The sequence below is a fragment of the Vogesella margarita genome (assembly GCF_028548475.1).
Lineage (GTDB): Bacteria > Pseudomonadota > Gammaproteobacteria > Burkholderiales > Chromobacteriaceae > Vogesella > Vogesella margarita.
The window spans coordinates 1-14,153 of record NZ_JAQQLE010000009.1 but is presented as its reverse complement, the minus strand read 5'-3'; the positions used below and the strand labels follow the sequence as shown (position 1 = coordinate 14,153).

The window sequence follows — 14,153 nt, the reverse complement described above, 5'->3', positions numbered from 1 at the left end:
GCGAATCATGGATGCAATGGTATTGGCGTCACTCGTCAAGTGGCCGAACGTGCCGGCCGTGTTCGGCTGGCTGCGGCTGGATACGCGCGGCCAGTGGTGGCTGCGCGAGGAGCGGCTGAACCAGGCCGCGATCGTGGATTTCTTCCGCCGCAACTACGCGCGCGACGGCGACGGCCGCTACTACGTGCAGAACGGCCCGCAAAAGGTCTACGTCGCGCTCGACGCCGCGCCCTACGTGGCGCGCCGCGGCGAGGCCGGCTGGCACTGGCTGCCGGACATCGACCCCGGCACGCCGCGGCTGGCGCTGCTGGACGAGGACGGGCGGCTGTTCGTCGAGGCCGGCGGCGAGCTGGCGGTGGTGGATGACCGCGAGCTGCTGGCGCTGAGCGACGCGATGCTGCGTAGCAGCGACGGCCAGCCGCCGACGGCGGCCGACTGGGCGGCGTGGCAAGAGGGCGCGCTTGCGCTGCAGCTGCGCCTGCCCGAAGGCAGCCTGCTGCTGCGGCCGCTGGCCGCCGCCGACGTGTCGCGGCGCTACGGTGTGGTGCTGTCGCCGCAGCCCTGAACGGTGCGCCGCTTTGGCGCGGAAGGCGACCGGCGTGCGTGGTATCATCGCGCGTCCGGCGCCAGCGCCCCTTATTTACCCGGCGCCAGCGCCTCTTTTTACCTGAGTTGATGAAGTCCGTATGCACCGATTGATAGGCCGTATCCTTGCCGCGCTCGCGCTGCTGTTTGCCCTGTGGCTGGCCTGGGTGGTCGCCGTTCCGGTGACCCCGCCCGGCTCGCCCTATACCGTGAGCGTGGCCCCCAACCGCACCCTGGGCCAGCTGGCGCGCACGCTGGAAGAGGATGGCGCCATCCGCAACCGCTGGGTGATGGTGGCGATCTCGCGCATGATGGGCAGCGACCGCAAGCTCAGGGCCGGCCTGTACCAGTTCTCCGGTGCGACCGCGCTGTGGCAGTACCTGTCGCGCTTCAACGACGGCCACCCCGACCAGGCCAGCGTCACCATCATCGAGGGCTGGACCCTGCGCCAGTTCCGCGCCGCCCTGCTGGGCGAGGAAGACCTGCGCCAGGACAGCGCCGGCTGGAGCGAGCAGCGCCTGTTGGCCGAGCTGGGCATTCCCGAGGGCAGCGGCGAAGGCCTGTTCTTCCCCAGCACCTACTACTACCTGCCCGGCAGCAGCGACGTGGAACTGCTGCGCCGTGCCAACCAGACGCTGATGCAGCAGCTGCAGACGGTGTGGGAATCGCGCGATGCCGACCTGCCGTACCAGACCCCGTACCAGCTGCTGATCATGGCCAGCTTGATCGAGAAGGAAACCGCGCACGAGGAAGACCGCAGCATGGTGGCCAGCGTGTTCGTCAACCGCCTGCGCATCGGCATGCGGCTGCAGACCGATCCGGCGGTGATCTACGGCATGGGCGAGCGCTATCGCGGCCGCATCGGCAAGGACGCGCTGCGCCGCGACACGCCATACAACACCTATACCCGTGCCGGGCTGACGCCGACGCCGATCGCGCTGGTCAGCCGCGCGGCACTGGACGCCGCCGCGCACCCGGCCGCGAGCCGCGCGCTGTACTTCGTGTCGCGCGGTGACGGCACTACCCAATTCTCCGAAACACTGGACGAGCACAACGAGGCCGTCCGCCAATACATCCTGAAGAAAGGTTGACGATGTCCAGAGCGCGCTTCATTACGCTGGAGGGACTCGACGGTGCCGGCAAGACCACGCATCTGGCCTTCATCCGCGACTGGCTGGCTGCGGCCAACGTTGACACCGTGTTTACCCGCGAACCGGGCGGTACGCCGCTGGGCGAGAAGCTGCGCGAGCTGCTGCTCGACGTCGACACCGAGGCCACGCTGGATACCGAGACCCTGCTGATGTTCGCCAGCCGCCAGGAGCTGCTGTCCTCCATCATCCGCCCGGCACTGGCCATGGGGCGCTGGGTGGTCAGCGACCGCTTTACCGACGCCACCTTCGCCTACCAGGGCGGTGGCCGCGGCGTGCCGGCCAAGCGCATCGCGCAGCTGGAGGAGTGGGTGCAGCAGGGCCTGCAGCCGGACCTGACCATCCTGCTCGACGTGCCGCTGCAGGTGTCGCAGCAGCGCCTGAGTCAGACGCGGCTGCCGGACCGTTTCGAGCGCGAGCGCGAGGACTTCCACCAGCGCGTGCGCGACAGCTACCTCGCCCGCGCCGCCGCTTATCCGCAGCGCTTCTTCGTGGTCGACGCCAGCGGCGACCTCGCCACCATCCAGCAGCAGCTGGCCGGCCGGCTGGCCGAACTGAAGGCGCAGGCCTGATGCGTTACCCGTGGCAAGCCGGCGACTGGCAAAGGTTGGCCGCCAACTTCGAGCGCCTGCCCAACGCCTGGCTGCTCAGCGGCCCGGCCGGCATCGGCAAGCGCGAATTCGCGCAGGAAGTGGCGCGCGCGCTCTTGTGCGAGGCGCCGCAGGCCGACCACCGCGCCTGCGGCCAGTGCCCGGCCTGCCACTGGCTGGCCGCCGGCAACCATCCCGACCTGCGCGTGCTGACGCCGCACAGTGATGACGAGGAAGCGGAAGAGGGCAAGGAGGCCAAGGCGCCGAAACGCAAGCTGCCGGTCATCAAGATCGACGGCGTGCGCAACGTGATCGAATTCGCCCACCTCAGCGCCCACCGCGGTGGCCGGCGGGTGGTGATCGTGGAGCCGGCGGAGGCGCTGAACCCGGCCGCCGCCAACGCGCTGCTGAAAGTGCTGGAAGAGCCGCCGGCCGAGGTGGTGTTCCTGCTGGTGTCCGATGCGCCGCAGCGCCTGCTGCCGACCATCAAGAGCCGCTGCCGCCAGTTCCCGCTCAGCCTGCCCACCTCGGCGCAGGCGCTGGCATGGGTGAACGAGCAGGGCGTAGCCGACGCCGCGGCCGAGCTGGCGTTCCACGGCGGCATGCCGCTGTTCGAGCACGACGCGGCGGAGGCGGCGCTGCGCAAGCAGTTCGTGTCCGGGCTGACCGAGTGCAGCATGGGCAGCGTGCTGAGCCTCGCCGACGCCGTCGACAAGCAGAAGGTGGCGCTGGAGCTGCCGCTGCGCTGGCTGGGCAAATGGCTGCACGACCTGGCCGCGCTGCGGCTGGGCGGTGCGGTGCGCTACTTCCCGGCGCAGCAGGCGGCGATGCAGCGCCTGCTGCCACGGCTGAACATCCATGCTTTAATGGATTGCCAGCGCGAACTGACCGCACTGGCGCCGTACGGCCAGCACACCCTGGTGACAAGGCTGCAACTGGAGGCCCTGTTGATGAACTACCTGAAAGCCTTTGCCGGCAAACCCGCATGACAGGGGACAAGCATGGATAACGCAGTCGAGATCAAGCCCGACGCCAGCCGCCCCGGCGTGCTGTCGCTGTCGATCAAGGAGCGCAGCGCGCTGTACGCGGCTTACATGCCCTTCCTGCGCAACGGCGGTATCTTCGTGCCGACCAACCGCGACTACAACCTTGGCGACGAGGTGTTCCTGCTGCTGACGCTGCTGGACGACACCCAGAAGCTGGCGATCCCCGGCAAGGTGGCGTGGCTCACCCCCGCCGGCGCCAACAACAACCGCAACCAGGGCATCGGCATCGAGTTCGCCGCCGACGAGACCTGCAAGCAGGCGCGGCTGAAGATCGAGAGCCTGCTCGGCGGCGCGCTGAACTCGACGCGGCCGACGCACACCATGTGACACAAAGCCGCAGGCGGGCATTCCCTGGCCGCGGCCGATCTTCTACAATTTAGCCGGTCAGATGTTGCGGCCAACGTTGGCCGCAATTTTTTTGGAAGCCCATCATGCTGGTCGATTCGCACTGCCATATCAATTTCCCCGACCTTGCCGCGCGCATGCCGGAAGTGCTGGCCAATATGGCCGCCAACGGCGTGAGCCACGCGATGGTGATCGGCGTCAGCCGGCCCAAGTACCCTGAGGTGCTGGCGCTGGCCGAGGCGCATGCCAACCTGTTCGCCACCGTTGGCATCCACCCGGACGATCCGGAGGCCGAGGAATTCAGCGAGGACGAGCTGGTGGCGCACGCGCTGCACCCCAAGGTGGTCGGCATCGGCGAGACCGGCCTCGACTACCACTGGTGCCAGGGCGATCTGGCCTGGCAGCACGAGCGCTTCGCGGTGCACATCCGCGCCGCGCGCCGCAGCGGGCTGCCGCTGGTGATCCACACCCGTTCTTCCGCCGCCGATACCGTGCGCATGATGCGCGAGCACGGCGCCGATCAGGCCGGCGGCGTGATGCACTGCTTCACCGAGGACTGGGAGACCGCCCGTGCCGCGCTGGATCTGGGCTTCCATATTTCGCTGTCCGGCATCGTCACCTTCAAGAACGCCGCGGTGGTGAAGGAGGTGGCGCAGAAGGTGCCGCTGGATCGCCTGCTGGTGGAGACCGACTCGCCATACCTGGCGCCGGTACCGTTCCGCGGCAAGACCAACGAGCCGGCCTACGTCAAGCACGTGGCGGCGCACATCGCCGAGCTGCGCGGCCTGTCGTTCGAGGCGGTGGCCGAGGCGACCACCGACAACTACTTCCGCCTGTTCAGCAAGGCGCAGCGCGTCGCGGGGCAGGGCTAAGGGGATGGCGATGAGCAAGCTGCAGTGGACGGTACTCGGTTGCGGCTCCAGCAGCGGCACGCCGGCCATCGGTTGTGAGTGCGCGACCTGCCGCTCTGACGATGCGCGCAACCGGCGCACCCGTTGTTCCGCCTATGTGCGCATCGGCGACGCCGGCGTGCTGATCGACACCTCGCCGGATCTGCGCCAGCAGGCGCTGCGCGAAGGCATCCGCCGCGTCGACGCCGTGCTCTACACCCACCCGCACGCCGACCACCTCAACGGCATCGACGATCTGCGCGCCTTCTGCTACGTGAAGAAGGGACCGGTTACCCTGTACGGCAACGCCTTCACGCTCGACAACATCCGCCGCCGCTTCGACTACGCGCTGGCGCCGCCGTCGCCGGTGTGGGACAAACCGGTGCTGCACACCGAGCTGGTGTCGGCGCCGCTGAACATCAACGGCGTGACGGTGACACCGATCCCGCTGCAGCACGGCGCCTGGCCTTGCCTTGGCTGGCGCATCGGCGATGTGGCGTGGCTGACCGATGTGTCCGACATTCCCGAATCCAGCCTGCCGCTGCTGGCCGGGCTGGACACGCTTTTCCTCGACTGCCTGCGGCCGGAGCCTTACCCTTCGCACCTGCATCTGGCGGCGTCGCTGGAGTGGGCGCAAAGGTTGGCCGCAAGGCAGACCTTCCTGATCCACATGACGCACCAGCTGGAATACCAGGCGTTGTCGGCGCAGTGTCCGCCGGGCGTGGCGGTGGCGTACGATGGCCTGCAACTGACTTTTTAAGAGCTGACAAACAATGAGTGTGCTGATTCTGGGGCTGGTCGCGTTGATCGGTCTGGTGTTTTCCGTTGCCGTGGTGGTGTTCTACCTCGGCTGCCTGGGCGCGTCGATGGCGGCCTTCAACCACGGCCGCATCGTGTGGGGCTCGCTGACCTTCTTCATTCCGCCGCTGTCCTTCCTGTTCGCGCTGCGGCACCGTGACGAGGCCGACTGGTCGTTCGGCTTCATCTGGAAGGGCGGGCTGGTGGTGCTGCTGATCGTCGGCGGCGTCTGGCTCGGCATGCAGCTGCTGCCGGAGCACGCGGCGCAGGGCGCCAGCGCGATGGGCAAGCTGCTGCCGCTACCGGCCGGCCCGGTCGCGCAGTAAGTCAGGCACGGCGCGCTCTAGCGCCGTGTAACCCGTCAACAGTTGGCCGCACCGCCTGCCACGGCGTGCGGCCAACCTTGTTTCTGGCGGGAGTAAGCCGCTTGTACGGGACGGCTCAGCCGGTCGACGTTGGCCGCAGCACGGCGCGCGCGGCTTCTATCAACACGTCGCTAAGGCGCGCCAGTCGTGGCGACTGCACCTGCCAGTGGTGCCAGTACAGCGCCACGTCCACCGGCTTGTCGGGCTGCAGCGGCAGCAGGGTGTCGGCCAGGCCGCTGGCCGCCAGTTGCACGTCGGGCAGCATGCCCCAGCCCAGCCCCAGGCGCACCGCCTGCAGGTAGGGGTCGGACGCGGGCAGGAAGTGGCAGGGGTAGCTGTCGTCCGGCAGGCCGAAGTGCTGCAGAAGCCAGTCGGCCTGCAGCCTGTCCTTGCGGTTGTAGATCATCACCGGCGCGCGGCGCAGCGCGTCGCGGCTGACGCCGCCGGCAAACCAGCGTGCGTGGTAGTCGGCGCTGGCCAGCGCCTGGTAGCGCATCACCCCCAGCGGGCTCGCGCTGCAGCCGCGCATCGCCTGCGGCTCGGTGGACACGCAGCCCAGCGCCATGCCGGCCTGCAGCAGGGTGTAGGTGTGGTCCTGGTCGTCGACGATCGCGTCCAGCAGCACGCGCTCGCGGACGAGGAAGGGCGTGAGCGCCGGCAGGAACCAGCTGGCGATGCTGTCGGCGTTGATCGCCAGCGACACGCTGAGCATCGCGCTGTCGTCACCGGCGAAGGTGGCGGCGAGATCGGCTTCCAGCAGCGCGGCGCGCTGCAGGTGCTGGCGCAGCAGCTGGCCTTCGCGGGTGGCGCGGCAGGGGCGGCTGCGGATCAGCAGCGGCTTGCCGAGCACCTCTTCCAGCGCGCGGATGCGCTGCGAGATGGCGGACGGGGTCAGGTGCAGATCCTGCGCGGCCTGCTCGAAGCTGCCGCTGTCCAGCGCGGCCAGAAAGGCTTCGCTGTGCCTGGGGTCGAGTTTCATGATGGGGGAAGCGTAAGTGAAACGAAATTAATGATAGCCAAGATAATTTAATCTTGCTGTTGTTGCGTGGCGGCTGCGGCGATACTGCGGCCAACCTTACCTCGTGGAGCACACCATGCTGACAGCAAGCTATTTCAAGGGCCTGGGTCTGGGCGCCAGCCTGATCATGGCCATCGGTTCACAGAACGCCCACGTACTGAAGATGGGCCTGTTGCGCCAGCACGTCGGGGTGACGGTGTTGGTGTGCATGCTGTGCGACGCGGTGCTGATCGCCGCCGGCGTGGCCGGCATGGGCAGCCTGATCCAGCAGAGTCCGCTGCTGCTGGAGGCGGCGCGCTGGGGCGGGGCGGCGTTCCTGTTCTGGTACGGCCTGCGCGCGTGGCGGGCGGTGCTGGCCGACGAGAGCCTGCAGATCGCGGCCGGGGCCACTGCCATGCCGCTGCAGGCGGCGCTGCTGACGGTGCTTGCGCTGACCTTGCTGAACCCGCACGTGTACCTGGATACCGTGGTGCTGCTGGGCAGCATCGGCGGGCAGGAGGCGGGCGACGGCCGGCTGTGGTTTGCGCTGGGGGCGTGTACCGCGTCGGTGCTGTGGTTTGCGACGCTGGGCTACGGCGCGCGGCTGCTGGCGCCGCTGTTTGCCAAGCCGCTGTCGTGGCGGGTGCTGGACGGTGTGGTGGGCACGGTGATGTGGACGCTGGCCGGCGCGCTGGCGCTGTCCTGAGTTGCACGGCCGGCATGAAAAAAGGCGACACCACATGGTGTCGCCTTTTTTGTCGGGTGCGATGGGGCGCCATCGCACCGTGGAAAAGCCGGAGCCGTCATCGTTCATGCGTGCGCCTCCCGTTCGTCGACCAGGCGCAGCCGCTCTTCGCGTTCGCTGTCGATGAAGTGGCCGATCATGGTGCGGTAGATCCTGGCGGTGAGCGCGGCGTCGGCGCCCAGCTCGCCGGCGAGTCGGGTGACGCGGCGCATCACCTGGTCGACGCGCTTGCCGTCTTCTACCTCGGCGTCGCTGTGCTTGAAGGCGGCGGCCTGCTGCACGTACAGGCCGCGCTCGGCGATCAGGCTGACGATGGCACGGTCGAGGGCATCGATCTGTGTGCGGACTTCGTCCAGGTTACGGCACTGGTAAACCCATTCCATGGTGTGACTCCCGATGTCGGTGCGGCCAACGTTGAAGGTTGGCCGCAAGGTAAACGATCTCAGTAGTAGTTCAGCCCCATCGCGGCCTTCACTTCGGCCAGCGTCTGCGCCGCCACCGTGCGTGCCTTGGCGGTGCCTTCCTTCAGCAGCGCCATCACCTGCGCCGGGTCCTGCGCGTACTCCTCGCGGCGGGCGCGGATCGGCGCCAGCAGCGTCTGCAGGATGTCCTCCAGCTCGCGCTTGATCTGCGCATCGCCCAGGCCGCCGCGCTGGTAGTGCGCCTTCAGTTCGGCCACGCGGCCGGCGTCGGGGTGGAAGGCGTCCAGGTAGGCGAACACCACATTGCCCTCGACCTGGCCGGGATCGTCGACGCGCAGGTGAAGGGCGTCGGTGTACATCATCTTCACCGCGTGGCTGATCTCGTCGGCGCTGGCCGACAGCGGCAGCGCATTGCCCAGCGACTTGGACATCTTGGCCTTGCCGTCGATGCCCGGCAGGCGCGCGCCGGCGGCCGGCACCACCGCGCGGGCCTCGACCAGCACCTCGCGGCCGACGCTGCCGTTGAAGCGACGGGCGATCTCGTTGGTCTGCTCGATCATCGGGATCTGGTCGGCGCCCACCGGCACGATGGTGGCCTTGAACGCGGTGATGTCGGCGGCCTGGGCGGCCGGGTAGGTGAGGAAACCGGCCGGGATGTCGCGCTCGTAGCCGCGCAGCTTGATCTCGTCCTTGATGGTCGGGTTGCGCTCCAGGCGCGATACGGTGACCAGGTTGAGATAGTAGGACGCCAGCTCCATCAGCTCCGGCACCAGGCTCTGGATGAAAATGGTGTTCTTGGCCGGGTCGATGCCGACGGCGAGGTAGTCCAGCGCCACCTGCAGCACGTTGTCGCGCACCTTCAGGTAGTTGCCCATGTTGTCGGTGAGTGCCTGCGCGTCGGCCAGCAGCAGGAATTGCTGGCAGCGCTCCTGCAGGATCACGCGGTTGCGCAGCGAGCCGACGTAGTGGCCAAGGTGCAGCGGGCCGGTGGTGCGGTCGCCGGTGAGGATGATGTCGTTACTGGATACGGTGCTGAGGATGTCCATGCTGATCTCCGTTATTTCGCGGGAGACCGACTTGGCGCAGGGGAGAGGGGGACAACAAAAAACCCGGGCGCCTTGTCGGCTGCTCCCGGGTTTGCTTTACGTACGCAACCGCGGTGCCGCCGTCAGAGGCGCCACCAGGAAAAAAAGAAAGCTGCGGTTGCGGGTTTGGTAGTCATGTTTTTCATCAGATCACGGCATCGCTGCGGGCGTCAAGCCGTTTTTAGAAGCGGCGGGTGAGGTGCGCCTTGTGCATGATGGTGGAGGCGATCTCCTCGATCGACTTGTGCGTGGTGCTGATGAAGGGCACCGAATGGTGGCGGAACATCGACTCGGCCTCGTTCACCTCGCGGCGGCAGTTGTCCATGCTGGCGTAGCGCGAATCCGGACGGCGCTCGGAGCGGATGTGATGCAGGCGCGCCGGGTCGATGGTCAGGCCGAACATCTTGCTGCGGTACGGCAGCAGCATCTTCGGCAGTGTCGGGCTGTCGAGGTCTTCCGGGGTCAGCGGATAGTTGGCCGCCTTGATGCCGTACTGCAGCGCGAGGTACAGGCAGGTCGGGGTCTTGCCGGAACGCGACACGCCGACCAGGATCACGTCGGCCTCGGCCAGGTCCTTCAGTTTTACGCCGTCATCATGATTGAGCGAGAAATTCACCGCCTCGATGCGGTGGTCGTATTCCTCCTCGTTGCTCATGCCATGCGCTTTACCGAGCTGTAGTGTCGCTTTTTCACCCAGTTCCCGCTCCAGCTCGCCGATGAAGGTCTCGAAAAAATCGATCACCAGCGCGTGGCTGATCTGCAGTGCGGCGCGAACATCGGCCTTGATGATGCTGGTGAACACCAGTGGCTTGAGGTGGTCGGTGGCGCCGACTTCGTCGATCTGGCGCGTCAGCTCCTGCGCTTTCTCTACGGTATCGATGAACGGTACCGTCTCGCGCTTGAATTCTTGGGCATCAAATTGCGTCAGTAGGGTGTTTCCGAGTGATTCGGCGGTGATCCCGGTGCGGTCGGAAACAAAAAAAACGGAACGGCGGTGCGGCATGGTGATTTCCTGCAAATGTCCAGTGGCGGTCTACGGCAACAAGTCTGCGGGCAGGCGGCGGCGGATGCAAGCCGCAAGCATGGCGGCTGCCGATGGTGCGCTGTAGTTATCCGACTACAGCGGCAGTCGGCAAAAGCGCGACATTGTGGTGCAGGGCAGAACACCAGAAAGCGGCATTGCGCCTTGAGTCAGGGCAAACCCTGCGTTGTGCAGTGCAGAAGTAGCTACGCAAACAGCGACTTGTTCGGCTAGAATGCGCTATCCCTATCGTCCAATCCACATACAGGAAGTGAAGTGATGGCAGAGAACTACGTCATCTGGTTCGAGAAGCTGCGCATGACCGACGTTGAAGAAGTAGGCGGCAAGAATGCCTCTCTCGGCGAAATGATCAGTCAGCTGGCAAACTCCGGCGTGCGAGTACCGGGAGGCTTTGCAACCACTGCAGACGCCTATCGTGACTTTTTGCAGCACAATGGCCTCGCCGACCGAATCAACCAAGCCCTTGGCAAACTCGATATCGATGATGTCACCGAACTGGCCCGCGTCGGCAAGGAAATCCGGCAATGGATCATCGACACCCCATTCCCGGCCAAGCTTGATGAAGACATCAAGACAGCCTGGGACAAAATGGTCGCCGATGCCGGTGGTGCCGATATTTCCGTCGCAGTCCGTTCCTCTGCCACCGCAGAAGACCTCCCCGATGCCTCGTTCGCAGGCCAGCAAGAAACCTTCCTGAACATTCGTGGCCTTGACAACGTCAAGGACGCCATGAAACACGTTTTCGCTTCCCTCTATAACGACCGCGCCATCTCCTATCGCGTACACAAAGGCTTTGCCCACGATGTGGTGGCACTGTCGGCGGGTGTGCAGCGCATGGTGCGTTCCGATAGCGGCGCAGCAGGCGTGATGTTCACCATCGATACCGAATCCGGCTTCGAAGATGTGGTGTTCATCACCTCTTCCTATGGTCTGGGCGAGACAGTGGTGCAAGGCGCGGTGAACCCGGACGAGTTCTACGTTCACAAGCCGACCCTGCGAGCAGGCCGTCCGGCCGTGCTGCGCAAGAACATGGGCTCCAAGCTGATCAAGATGGAATTCACCGACGCGTCGCAAGCCGGCCGTTCGGTAAAAACCGTCGACGTGGCGCCGGAACTGCAAAAGCAGTTCTCGATCTCCGACGCGGAAGTGGAAGAGCTGGCCCAGTACGCGCTGATCATCGAAAAACACTACGGCCGCCCGATGGATATCGAGTGGGGCCGTGACGGTACCGACGGCAAGCTGTACATCCTGCAGGCCCGTCCGGAAACCGTGAAGTCGCAGGAAGACCGCAAGGACACCCTGCGTCGCTATCGCCTGAAGAACAAGTCCACTGTGCTGGCCGAAGGCCGCGCCATTGGCCAGAAGATCGGCCAGGGCACCGTACGCATGATCAAGGATGCGTCCGAGATGGATCAGGTCAAGGCCGGTGACGTGCTGGTGACCGACATGACCGATCCGGACTGGGAACCGGTGATGAAGCGCGCCGCTGCCATCGTGACCAACCGTGGTGGCCGTACCTGCCACGCCGCGATCATCGCGCGTGAACTGGGTATTCCTGCCGTAGTCGGTTGTGGCGACGCCACCGACCTGCTGCGCGACGGCATGCAGGTAACCGTATCCTGCGCCGAAGGCGACACCGGCAATATCTACGACGGCCTGCTGGATGTGGAAATCATCGAGCTGGAGCTCGATAAGATGCCGAAGTCCCCGGTCAAGATCATGATGAACGTCGGCAACCCGGAACTGGCTTTTGACTTCGCGCAGCTGCCGAACGAAGGTGTAGGTCTGGCGCGCATGGAGTTCGTGATCAACCGCCAGATCGGTATCCACCCGAAGGCGCTGCTGGAGTTCGATACCCTGCCGGCCGACCTGAAGGCGACCATTACCGATCGCATCGCCGGTTACGCGAGCCCGGTCGACTTCTACGTCGACAAGATCGCCGAAGGCGTGTCGACGTTGGCCGCAGCGTTCTACCCGAAAAAGGTCATCGTGCGCATGTCCGACTTCAAGTCGAACGAATACGCGAACCTGATCGGTGGCCAGCTGTACGAGCCGCACGAAGAAAACCCGATGCTGGGCTTCCGTGGCGCGGCGCGCTACGTGGCCGACAGCTTCCGCGACTGCTTCGAGCTGGAATGTCGCGCCATCAAGAAAGTGCGTGACGTGATGGGCCTCACCAACGTGGAAGTGATGATCCCGTTCGTGCGTACCCTGGCCGAAGCCGAGAAAGTGATCGAGATCCTGGCCGCCAACGGCCTGAAGCGTGGCGAAAACGGCCTGCGCCTGATCATGATGTGCGAACTGCCGACCAACGCGGTACTGGCCGAGAAGTTCCTGCAATTCTTCGACGGCTTCTCCATCGGCTCCAACGACATGACCCAGCTCACCCTGGGCGTGGATCGCGACTCCGGCGGCCCGATTGCCACCACCTTCGACGAGCGCAACGAAGCGGTGAAAGCCATGCTGCACATGGCGATCCAGGCTTGCCGCAAGCTCGACAAGTACGTCGGTATCTGCGGTCAGGGCCCGTCCGATCACCCGGACTTCGCCAAGTGGCTGGTGGAAGAGGGCATCGAGACCATCTCGCTGAACCCGGACACCGTGGTGGAAACCTGGCTGTACCTGGCCAAGGAACTCAACGCCTGAGCCTGACCGCCTGATCCTGTCAACGCCCGACTGGCGAGCGCATCGAGTGCACTCGCCGCCCAAGTCGGGCGTTTTTCTTTGTCAATTCATGTAGTTCGCAGGTAACACCCCCGATGGCAGAAGGGCGATGGTAAACTTTGCCCATAGCCCCTTCCACCTACCTTGCGATACGAGGACAACGATGAGCCGTATCTCCCTTTCCCGCTTCCTGATCGAAGAACAGCGCCAGCACGGTGCACTGCCGCCGGACCTGCGTCTGCTGATCGAAACCGTGGCCCGCGCCTGCAAGGCCATCGCCCACTCCGTCAACAAGGGCGCGCTGGCTGGTGTGCTCGGTGAGGCCGGTACCGGCAACGTGCAGGGCGAAGCCCAGAAAAAGCTGGACGTGATCGCCAACGACATCCTGCTGGAAGCCAACGAGTGGGGTGGTAACCTCGGCGCGATGGCCTCCGAAGAGATGGAGCTGCCGCACTCGATCCCGGATCACATGCCGCGTGGCCGTTACCTGTTGCTGTTCGACCCGCTGGATGGTTCTTCCAATATCGACGTCAACATCTCGGTCGGCACCATCTTCTCGGTGCTGGAAGCGCCGGAAGGTAACGAGCAGCCAACCGAGCAGGACTTCCTGCAACCGGGCAGTCGCCAGGTGGCCGCCGGCTATGCACTGTATGGTCCGCAGAACATGCTGGTGCTGACCTTCGGTCAGGGCGTATACGGTTTCACGCTGGATCGTGAGCTGGGTTCCTGGGTGTTGACCAATACGCGCATGCAGGTGCCGGAAACCACCAAGGAATTCGCCATCAACATGTCCAATCAGCGTCACTGGGAAGCTCCGGTGCAACGCTACATCGGCGAATTGCTGGCTGGTAGCGAAGGCCCGTTGGGCAAGGACTACAATATGCGCTGGGTGGCCTCCATGGTGGCCGAGGTGCATCGCATCCTGGTGCGTGGCGGTGTGTTCATGTATCCGAAGGATGCGCGCGAACCAAGCAAGCCGGGCAAGCTGCGCTTGATGTACGAAGGCAACCCGATGGCCTTCATCATCGAGCAGGCCGGCGGCGTGGCGACCAACGGCCATCAGCGTATTCTCGATATCCAGCCTAACGGTCTGCACGAGCGGGTGGCGGTATTCCTCGGCTCCAAGGAAGAAGTGGAGCGCGTCACCGCTTATCACGCGTAATTCTCGCGCCGTATTTGAAGTGCTCAAGGTTGGCCGCAAGCATTGCGGCCAACCTTTTTCATTTTTCTTGGCGGTGGGGTGGTTGTGAAATCAAGGACTTGCCGATTTGGTGCGATAAAGTGCGTGGCGGGGTGTTGACGGAGGGGGCGTGCTTCGCTATAGTTCGCCTCCTCAGCTGACGCCGCAAACGAAACGCGACGCAGCACTGCTCTTTAACAAAACGAATAACCGATAGGTGTAAGTGTCTGGCCAAGCCAAATACTTGCACT

Annotated in this window: 15 protein-coding genes; 11 read left to right on the top strand and 4 right to left on the bottom strand. The window is 65.2% G+C overall.

The window, feature by feature from the left end; genetic code table 11:
* Positions 1–7: 7 nt before the first annotated feature.
* The 8 genes from PQU96_RS10545 to PQU96_RS10510 all read left to right on the top strand — a co-directional run bounded on the left by PQU96_RS10545 (position 8) and on the right by PQU96_RS10510 (position 5,728).
* Positions 8–565 (top strand): DUF2946 family protein, encoded by a 558-nt coding sequence (locus PQU96_RS10545; RefSeq protein ID WP_272772285.1) that lies wholly within the window; start codon positions 8–10, stop codon positions 563–565.
* A gap of 121 nt (positions 566–686) precedes the next feature.
* Positions 687–1,676 (top strand): endolytic transglycosylase MltG, encoded by a 990-nt coding sequence (gene mltG / locus PQU96_RS10540; protein WP_272772284.1) that lies wholly within the window; start codon positions 687–689, stop codon positions 1,674–1,676.
* 2 nt (positions 1,677–1,678) lie between these two features.
* Complete coding sequence (gene tmk, locus PQU96_RS10535) at positions 1,679–2,305, top strand: dTMP kinase (protein WP_272772283.1); 627 nt, start codon at positions 1,679–1,681, stop codon at positions 2,303–2,305.
* Positions 2,305–3,312: a DNA polymerase III subunit delta' gene (gene holB / locus PQU96_RS10530; RefSeq protein WP_272772282.1), complete on the top strand. Its 1,008-nt coding sequence runs from the start codon at positions 2,305–2,307 to the stop codon at positions 3,310–3,312. The genes tmk and holB overlap by 1 nt, the downstream gene beginning before the upstream one ends.
* Positions 3,313–3,324: 12 nt before the next feature.
* Positions 3,325–3,696 carry a PilZ domain-containing protein gene (locus PQU96_RS10525; RefSeq protein ID WP_047967842.1) on the top strand — a complete coding sequence of 124 codons (372 nt, stop codon included), beginning with the start codon at positions 3,325–3,327 and terminating at the stop codon, positions 3,694–3,696.
* 104 nt (positions 3,697–3,800) lie between these two features.
* Positions 3,801–4,586 (top strand): TatD family hydrolase, encoded by a 786-nt coding sequence (locus PQU96_RS10520; RefSeq protein WP_272772281.1) that lies wholly within the window; start codon positions 3,801–3,803, stop codon positions 4,584–4,586.
* 10 nt (positions 4,587–4,596) lie between these two features.
* Entirely contained in the window at positions 4,597–5,364 is a 768-nt protein-coding gene (locus PQU96_RS10515) for an MBL fold metallo-hydrolase (protein WP_272772280.1), read from the top strand.
* 13 nt (positions 5,365–5,377) lie between these two features.
* A complete protein-coding gene (locus PQU96_RS10510; protein ID WP_272772279.1) occupies positions 5,378–5,728 on the top strand; it encodes a hypothetical protein in 351 nt (116 codons plus the stop codon).
* Positions 5,729–5,843: 115 nt separating this feature from the next.
* On the opposite strand, the gene argP is transcribed toward PQU96_RS10510, so the two are convergent.
* Positions 5,844–6,746, bottom strand: a complete 903-nt coding sequence (argP, locus tag PQU96_RS10505; protein WP_272772278.1) for an HTH-type transcriptional regulator ArgP — start codon at positions 6,744–6,746, stop codon at positions 5,844–5,846.
* 115 nt (positions 6,747–6,861) lie between these two features.
* Between argP and PQU96_RS10500 the strand changes: the two genes are divergently transcribed.
* Complete coding sequence (locus PQU96_RS10500; RefSeq protein ID WP_272772277.1) at positions 6,862–7,470, top strand: LysE/ArgO family amino acid transporter; 609 nt, start codon at positions 6,862–6,864, stop codon at positions 7,468–7,470.
* Between the two features lie 104 nt (positions 7,471–7,574).
* Here PQU96_RS10500 and PQU96_RS10495 read toward each other — a convergent pair whose 3' ends face one another.
* The 3 genes from PQU96_RS10495 to ppsR all read right to left on the bottom strand — a co-directional run bounded on the left by PQU96_RS10495 (position 7,575) and on the right by ppsR (position 10,019).
* Positions 7,575–7,892, bottom strand: coding sequence for a chorismate mutase (locus PQU96_RS10495; RefSeq protein WP_272772276.1), 318 nt, complete (start codon positions 7,890–7,892; stop codon positions 7,575–7,577).
* Positions 7,893–7,951: 59 nt separating this feature from the next.
* Positions 7,952–8,977 carry a tryptophan--tRNA ligase gene (gene trpS / locus PQU96_RS10490; RefSeq protein ID WP_272772275.1) on the bottom strand — a complete coding sequence of 342 codons (1,026 nt, stop codon included), beginning with the start codon at positions 8,975–8,977 and terminating at the stop codon, positions 7,952–7,954.
* A gap of 220 nt (positions 8,978–9,197) precedes the next feature.
* Positions 9,198–10,019 (bottom strand): posphoenolpyruvate synthetase regulatory kinase/phosphorylase PpsR, encoded by an 822-nt coding sequence (gene ppsR, locus PQU96_RS10485; RefSeq protein ID WP_272772273.1) that lies wholly within the window; start codon positions 10,017–10,019, stop codon positions 9,198–9,200.
* 297 nt (positions 10,020–10,316) lie between these two features.
* On the opposite strand from ppsR, the gene ppsA reads away from it, so the two are divergent.
* Together ppsA and PQU96_RS10475 are read left to right on the top strand one after the other, a co-directional pair.
* Positions 10,317–12,704, top strand: coding sequence for a phosphoenolpyruvate synthase (gene ppsA / locus PQU96_RS10480; protein ID WP_272772272.1), 2,388 nt, complete (start codon positions 10,317–10,319; stop codon positions 12,702–12,704).
* Positions 12,705–12,885: 181 nt separating this feature from the next.
* Positions 12,886–13,884 carry a class 1 fructose-bisphosphatase gene (locus PQU96_RS10475; RefSeq protein ID WP_272772271.1) on the top strand — a complete coding sequence of 333 codons (999 nt, stop codon included), beginning with the start codon at positions 12,886–12,888 and terminating at the stop codon, positions 13,882–13,884.
* Positions 13,885–14,153 lie beyond the last annotated feature (269 nt).

Coding starts and splice junctions, on each gene's coding strand:
- PQU96_RS10545 (WP_272772285.1), top strand. CDS start 8: ATGGATGCAATGGTATTGGCGTCACTCGTCAAGTGGCCGAACGTGCCG.
- mltG (WP_272772284.1), top strand. CDS start 687: ATGCACCGATTGATAGGCCGTATCCTTGCCGCGCTCGCGCTGCTGTTT.
- tmk (WP_272772283.1), top strand. CDS start 1,679: ATGTCCAGAGCGCGCTTCATTACGCTGGAGGGACTCGACGGTGCCGGC.
- holB (WP_272772282.1), top strand. CDS start 2,305: ATGCGTTACCCGTGGCAAGCCGGCGACTGGCAAAGGTTGGCCGCCAAC.
- PQU96_RS10525 (WP_047967842.1), top strand. CDS start 3,325: ATGGATAACGCAGTCGAGATCAAGCCCGACGCCAGCCGCCCCGGCGTG.
- PQU96_RS10520 (WP_272772281.1), top strand. CDS start 3,801: ATGCTGGTCGATTCGCACTGCCATATCAATTTCCCCGACCTTGCCGCG.
- PQU96_RS10515 (WP_272772280.1), top strand. CDS start 4,597: ATGAGCAAGCTGCAGTGGACGGTACTCGGTTGCGGCTCCAGCAGCGGC.
- PQU96_RS10510 (WP_272772279.1), top strand. CDS start 5,378: ATGAGTGTGCTGATTCTGGGGCTGGTCGCGTTGATCGGTCTGGTGTTT.
- argP (WP_272772278.1), bottom strand. CDS start 6,746: ATGAAACTCGACCCCAGGCACAGCGAAGCCTTTCTGGCCGCGCTGGAC.
- PQU96_RS10500 (WP_272772277.1), top strand. CDS start 6,862: ATGCTGACAGCAAGCTATTTCAAGGGCCTGGGTCTGGGCGCCAGCCTG.
- PQU96_RS10495 (WP_272772276.1), bottom strand. CDS start 7,892: ATGGAATGGGTTTACCAGTGCCGTAACCTGGACGAAGTCCGCACACAG.
- trpS (WP_272772275.1), bottom strand. CDS start 8,977: ATGGACATCCTCAGCACCGTATCCAGTAACGACATCATCCTCACCGGC.
- ppsR (WP_272772273.1), bottom strand. CDS start 10,019: ATGCCGCACCGCCGTTCCGTTTTTTTTGTTTCCGACCGCACCGGGATC.
- ppsA (WP_272772272.1), top strand. CDS start 10,317: ATGGCAGAGAACTACGTCATCTGGTTCGAGAAGCTGCGCATGACCGAC.
- PQU96_RS10475 (WP_272772271.1), top strand. CDS start 12,886: ATGAGCCGTATCTCCCTTTCCCGCTTCCTGATCGAAGAACAGCGCCAG.